This is a genomic window from Bacteroidia bacterium, assembly GCA_019695265.1.
GTDB lineage: Bacteria > Bacteroidota > Bacteroidia > JAIBAJ01 > JAIBAJ01 > JAIBAJ01.
On record JAIBAJ010000146.1, the window covers coordinates 1 to 6,430 of the forward strand.

Sequence of the window (6,430 nt, forward strand, 5' to 3'; positions counted from 1 at the left end):
CTCTGCTTTGGCTTTCTCCAAGGCTAGTTTTTGAGCCGTTTGGATGGAATCAGCTTTGGCTTTTTCCTTAGCCAGACGAGCTTCTTCTGCTTTCTTCTTCGCTTCCTCTGCTTTGGCTTTCTCCAAGGCTAGTTTTTGAGCCGTTTGAATAGAATCTGCTTTGGCTTTTTCCAAGGCTAGGCGAGCTTCTTCTGCTTTCTTCTTTGCTTCCTCTGCTTTGGCTTTTTCCAAGGCTAGTTTTTGAGCCGTTTGAATCGAATCAGCTTTGGTTTTTTCTTTGGCTAGACGAGCTTCTTCCGCTTTCTTCTTCGCCTCCTCTGCTTTGGCTTTTTCCAAGGCTAGTTTTTGAGCCGTTTGGATGGAATCAGCTTTGGCTTTTTCTTTGGCTAGACGAGCTTCTTCTGCTTTCTTACTGGCTTCCTCTGCTTTGGCTTTCTCCAAGGCTAGCTTCTGAGCTGTTTGGATGGAATCGGCTTTGGCCTTATCAGAGATTTGCTTCAACAATTCGGCCTTTTCCTTCAGTAATTTTTCTTGTTCGGCTTTTAATTTAGCCTCTTTTGCTGCTTTTTCATTCTCCAAGGCTAGCTTTTCCGCATTGGATGTTTCGGTTGGTTTTGAATTTACCTGATTATTTTTTAATTTAGCTGTTACCGATAAATCACTATATGCCGAACCAAGAAATTTACCTGGATTTTCTTTTCTATCTACTAACAGGCTGAGCGCTTGTTCGGTAGTTAGGAAACCATCCTTTTCTTTATTTTTAGGGCCAAGGCCTTTATCTTCCAACACTTTAATTCGTTCCCCATTATCTACCTTTTCAAATTGAACCTCTTGAGTAAAGGTCATATTACCCATGGCATTATTAGTTGAAAGGTCAAACGCTTGTGGGGCGGCTCCTACAGGTTCATAACTTAGGGTTAAATTTTTTCCGGCCGGAATGATGATGAGGTATTCACCTGTGCTAGCGTTCGAGTTATAAACGCCTAGCAATTCCCCAGTTTCTTTTTCAAAAACCCTAACCGAAATTCTCTTTTTTGAGGCGTCTTTAAGGTCTTTAAATTCCCCTTTGATGAACACCATATTCTTAACATTTTCTGGTCCTTGGATTTTATAAACCTTGGTATAACCCGGCTTAGATTCACGTTTAGATGCAAACCAGGCAAAATCTTCCATTAGGTCGGTGACATAGAAAAAATCCTCATCTGGGGAGTTCACCGGAGATTCCATATTGATTGGAGGGGAAAAACTTCCTTTCTCATCACTATAAAATGATTTAAAAATATCGGTACCACCCATAGAAGAACCGGAGTTAGAGGTAAAGTAAAGTGTTTGGCTCTTTTCTGAAAAGAAAGGAAAATCTTCGTCGTAAGGGGAGTTTACGTTGTTATCAAGTAAAATTGGCAATCCCCACTCGCCTATGGGCAATTTTTTTCTGCAATAGATATCTTTACCTGTAATATCCTTTTCCCCGTAGCTGGAATAATAAACTGTTTGAAACTCGGGTCCAACCACCATGAAAGAATTAAAATTCCGCTTAATATCCAGTTCAGATTTAAAATTTTGAGGAACCGGAATTACTCGTGCTTTAAGAGAACTAAGGTCAAATTGTCGGTAAAATTCGGCTTCCAGGCTTTCATTAGCTGAAAGAGGAGACAAGGATTTTCCAGGCAGGTAGAACATTTTGGCCCTTCGGCAGCGTTCCTGCAACCAAGCCGCATTTAAGGGGTCAACTTGTCCGGGAGCGAGTTTTGATTTATACACATCCAACGTTTGGATAGCTTCATCAAATTTATAAAGCAGGTGAAGGTTTTTTGCCAGAAAGTAAAAAGCTCTGGAATCAACTGTAGGGGTTTTACAGGCACCTTCAAGGTATTTCAAACAGCGTTCTTTATCTGAATCATTAAACAACAAGCAAGTACCGAATTTAAAGAGGTAGTCTGCATCGTTTGGGTGATTAGACAATAATTGAGAGAACAACGGTTGACTGTTTTGATAATCACCGGCGTTGAATAACTTATTGGCTTGTTTTATTAAATCTGCTTCGCTTTCAAAGTTGGTTTGAGCCATAGACAATTGCCACAGCAAAACATGGGCTAACAACAACAAACACCTTCCTAATTTCCTCATTTTGGGAGCCACTTATTTTTTTCCTAAAGTTTGCGAATATAGGCCAAAAACCAAACTGACAAGAAGGGTATTTTCCTGAATTTTTAACAATCAAAATTCCAAAAAGGAAGTGCTGAGTTAAGACCTTTACCAGCTCAGAAATATTGATAAAAAATCCCAACCGTGACTTAAAAACATACTTCAAACCCAACCCATTGGAGTATTACATCAAACCAAATAAGAGGACTAAACCAGCGGACAACTAACCCAAATTGGCAGGAGATTAAGCTAAAATTACATATTAGAAATACCAACTAAGATTACTAGAAAACCTACTAACACTTGTCTTAAAACGTAGTTAAAAATTTCTTTTGAGAATTTTGGGTTAATTGTATTTCTAAGCCTCCTAACGATTTATGATGCAGATTTTGGGTTGAAATGGGCTAAATGGGCTTGCACCATCGGGCAACGATTGAGGCAAGTAGCCCACAGGACAGCGATGGCGGTAGCCGAGCTGGACGAGGACTACAGCCGAAAGCGTGACCTTTTTGCCGTTAATAAAACTAGGACTTAGCAAACTCTTAGTGGCAAAAAGGGGCCCGCATAATACAATTAAAACTTAATCATCTTACCCAAAAGCATTAAGACAATCAGGAGAGATAGAATAAGGCTAGCCTTTGCCAAATAATCGCCATGTTTGGTATAGAAAGTCAACTCCTGATTTTGATTGATAGAGGCCTTTATTACAGCGGGTTTCCAAAAAGGAGTTGCTTGGGTAATTTCACCCTTTTGATTAATGAAACAAGAAGTGCCAGTATTTGCCGATCGGGCCACACTTCGGCGATGTTCGATAGCACGAAGACGGGCATAACTACAATGTTGTTTATACCCTGGAGAATCGCCCCACCAGCCATCGTTAGTAATGATAAAAATTAAGCCTGCACCATTTTTAACATACTCGCCTACGTATTCGCCGTAGATGGATTCGTAACAAACCACGGGGGCGATTTTTTGTGCGACATTGGAGGGATTGGAAAACACGGTACGCTCGTCTTGAACGCCCAGGCTACCGCTCATTCCACCCAGGTTAAAAGCAATTTCTTCGAGAGGTTTTAACAATTTAGGGAAAGGCATTTTTTCCACACCCGGAACCAACTTTGATTTGTGGTAAATTTGAATTTTGCGACTGGAATCAATTTGTGAAGCCGTATTGTAGGCATCGTAGGAATCACCTGATTTCGAGGTCCTCGCAGTATTGGAAAGTTTTTCATTGGTTCCATATTTTCGGTAGGAAGAAATCCCTACCACCACTTTAACCTGGGGATAGGCCTTAATAAAACGTCGAATCATTTTAATACTTTCATAGGATTCGATATCATTTTCGATGATTCCTTCGATAAGTGCCGTTTCTGGTCCGACCAGGTATTGGGTTTGCGGAGTTATTTGAGATTCACCCAATTTTAGCAATTTAATGAGTTGTTCTTGAGCTGTCATCCCATCAAATTTTTCGTTATACGGGTCGATATTAGGTTGTACTACAACCACCTCGACCGGGTTTGACTTTTCAGAATAGGAATAAAATAGGGCATAAGAAATGCCAATTGGGATTAGAACCAATGCCAGGGCGGCTAGGAGGTATTTCATGCGGAAAAGGCTAGGATTTGGCAGCCAATTTGTTGAAGAATTCAGACCTTGAACAACCAATATATTTACCAACCAAACCCAAACCGTTCCACCCATAAAGCCGGTAAATTCATACCATTGTATCCATTGAAAATATTCAGAGAAAGCATTTCCGAGAATGAGCCAGGTCCATGACAAATCCCAGTCTTGGTGAAGGAATTCGTAGCTCATCCAGAAACAGATCAAAGCAGTATAACCTATGATTGTTCCAAGTCTTTTGCGAACTGCATGAAACATAGCAAAAAAGAAAGCCATGAAGAGGGAATTGAGGGAAAAGGCCATAATACCACCGAAGGCGGTGGAATAATAAACCCAATAGGTTGTTAGCACGTTCCAGATAAGGAAAGTGATGTAACTATGCCCAAAGACATTCCAGGAAGAAACCCCCTGCTTAGTGAGAAAATGTTGTTCGACGCGTAAGAGAGGGACAAAAGCTATAAAAATAAGCGGAGCAAAACCATTGTGAGGCCAGGCAAGGGAAAGCAGAATTCCTGATAGTACCGAAAGCAGGTAAAGAGAATAAGTTTTCACGGAGCGAAGATAGGAATAGGAGCAATGTACCTTTTCTTATTTCTTTTTATACAGACTATAAAGGTTATCCATTCCCAGTTGAACAATTAAAAATTGAAGCTTCTTTATTTCATCCTCAACAAATTTAAGGTAATTATTGGCGCCGAAGTGATCTCCATCTGCATTATAAATCAAAAGGTTGGGATTGGTATTGACAGGGTTTTGCTTCAAGGCTTCTCTATATTTCAAAACTTGCAAATAATTAACATTTAAATCATTAAGAGCAGTTTGGAATAAAACTGAAGGATAGACTTTCTGCTTATCAATGGTATAAATAGGTGAAATCTCCATCAGGAATTTTACATCCTCTTCTGTTTCGAGTTTGCCAAACTCTTCCTGAATAATAAACCAGGTGGTATCTGATTGCGTGACCAATAAATCAGAGACGCCCACATCGGAAATTACGGCCTTCATAAGTTCCGGTCGGCGATTTGCTACCATATTTACTAACCATCCTCCATGTGAACCACCACTAATTGCAAGTCTTTCATTTCTAGTTACACCGGTTTTAATCAAATATTCAGCCGCATATATAAAATCATTTATACAGGTGTTCTTTTTCTTGCCCTTGGTTGATTCATACCAATCCAATCCCAAATCGGCTCCACCCCGAATAGCAGGAAATGCCAAAACACCTCCTAACTCCATCCAGGTTGTATGTAATTCATCAAAAAATGGATCAGAATCAAACCCAAACCCTCCGTAACCATACAACAAAACCGGAGCATTCCCATCTCTTTTCAAACTATCCTTGTAACAGATATACATCGGAATTTTCAAGCTATCGTAGGAATAATATTCCTCATAATCAGTGTGGTATTCCTTGTTAGAGAAGTGAATCTGACTTGGTGCCAACCAGGAACCTTCCAAGGTATTCTGATTAATTAAATAAGTAGATTCAGGCAAATTAAATGAGGTAACCCTTAAACTAATATAATCTTCCCCTTGCCCACTTTTTAAGTCGGAAATCTTATAACCAACAGGAAAATTAAGCATATTGACCAACTTCCCTTCAAAATCCATCACCAATATGGAGTAGCTTCCTTTAAAATAATACAATCCAAAAATTCTATTGTTGGAAAACAAAGCCTCCTTAAGAACCATAACATTGGCTGGTACAACTACCCTACCTTGATTCAAACCCATTTCCGGATCGATGGCGATTATGGAAAAAGTGGGAGATCCCTTACTTGTCCTAAGTAATATCTCCTTGCCATTAGAACCCAAAATATCCAGACTTTGATCAAATTTAATCTGATTTAAATAAATTAATGAAAGTTGTGGATTGGTTATTGAATCACAGTTCATGGAATAAATCCCAAATAGTTTCTTACCTTGGTATAGGATATTATCGCCAATGAAAAGCCTGGAGGTTGGTTCATCCAGGAACATTTTAAATTGATAAGGATAATACAGGTCGGCATTGAGATAAACTTGTACATCATTTTTCGAATTGGACTTTATTCGGTGATACATAACCCGAGTTTGGCGTTTCTCTTCCACTAGTTTCCTTCCTTTCAATTCAAAAAATTTGGTATAAAAAAAGCCTTTCTTATACCAAAAAACACTTGGGTTATACAGGAAGTCAATCTTATCCTTCAAAACTTCCAACTTCTTCAAATCCAAAATCCGAATAGAATAAATTTTGGCATCAACCAATTTGATTTTTATCGCCAACAGGGATTGGTCTCCAGAAATAAAAAGTTCCTCAATTTCTGGTTCAAATCCTGAAATTACGCCTAAATCATTCGTATTAAATACTATTTTTTTTTCTTCATCATTGGGCGATTTACACATCACCAGTAACTTACCATTTCTAATAATCTTAAAAAAATAATCTCCTTTTTGTATATAATGATAGGATTTACTGGCACTTACATTCCTATAAACATCAAATAATTTTTTCTGAAATTTATAATTCTTAAAATAGGAATTCAGTTCCTCTTTGTAGTGGTCGGGAAAAACTGGACAAGTTGAAACAAGACAACAAATTCCTAATTTTCCAAAATGAAACGCGAACGAAGAAAATTCACAAACAGCTTCAAGACCGAAGTTGTCTTAGAAGCCTTAA

3 protein-coding genes are annotated in these 6,430 nt (G+C 38.7%); all 3 read right to left on the reverse strand.

All coding sequences use genetic code 11. From position 1 onward, the window contains the following. The coding region (locus tag K1X82_14255) for a hypothetical protein (GenBank protein MBX7183270.1) at positions 1 to 2,127 on the reverse strand (2,127 nt) is incomplete at its 3' end. A 591-nt stretch (positions 2,128 to 2,718) separates the two neighbouring features. Next, positions 2,719 to 4,320 carry an apolipoprotein N-acyltransferase gene (lnt, locus tag K1X82_14260; GenBank protein MBX7183271.1) on the reverse strand — a complete coding sequence of 534 codons (1,602 nt, stop codon included), beginning with the start codon at positions 4,318 to 4,320 and terminating at the stop codon, positions 2,719 to 2,721. 36 nt (positions 4,321 to 4,356) lie between these two features. Next, the gene (locus K1X82_14265) at positions 4,357 to 6,156 is read right to left on the reverse strand and encodes a prolyl oligopeptidase family serine peptidase (GenBank protein MBX7183272.1); all 1,800 of its coding nucleotides are present in this window, start codon (positions 6,154 to 6,156) and stop codon (positions 4,357 to 4,359) included. Positions 6,157 to 6,430: the final 274 nt, after the last annotated feature.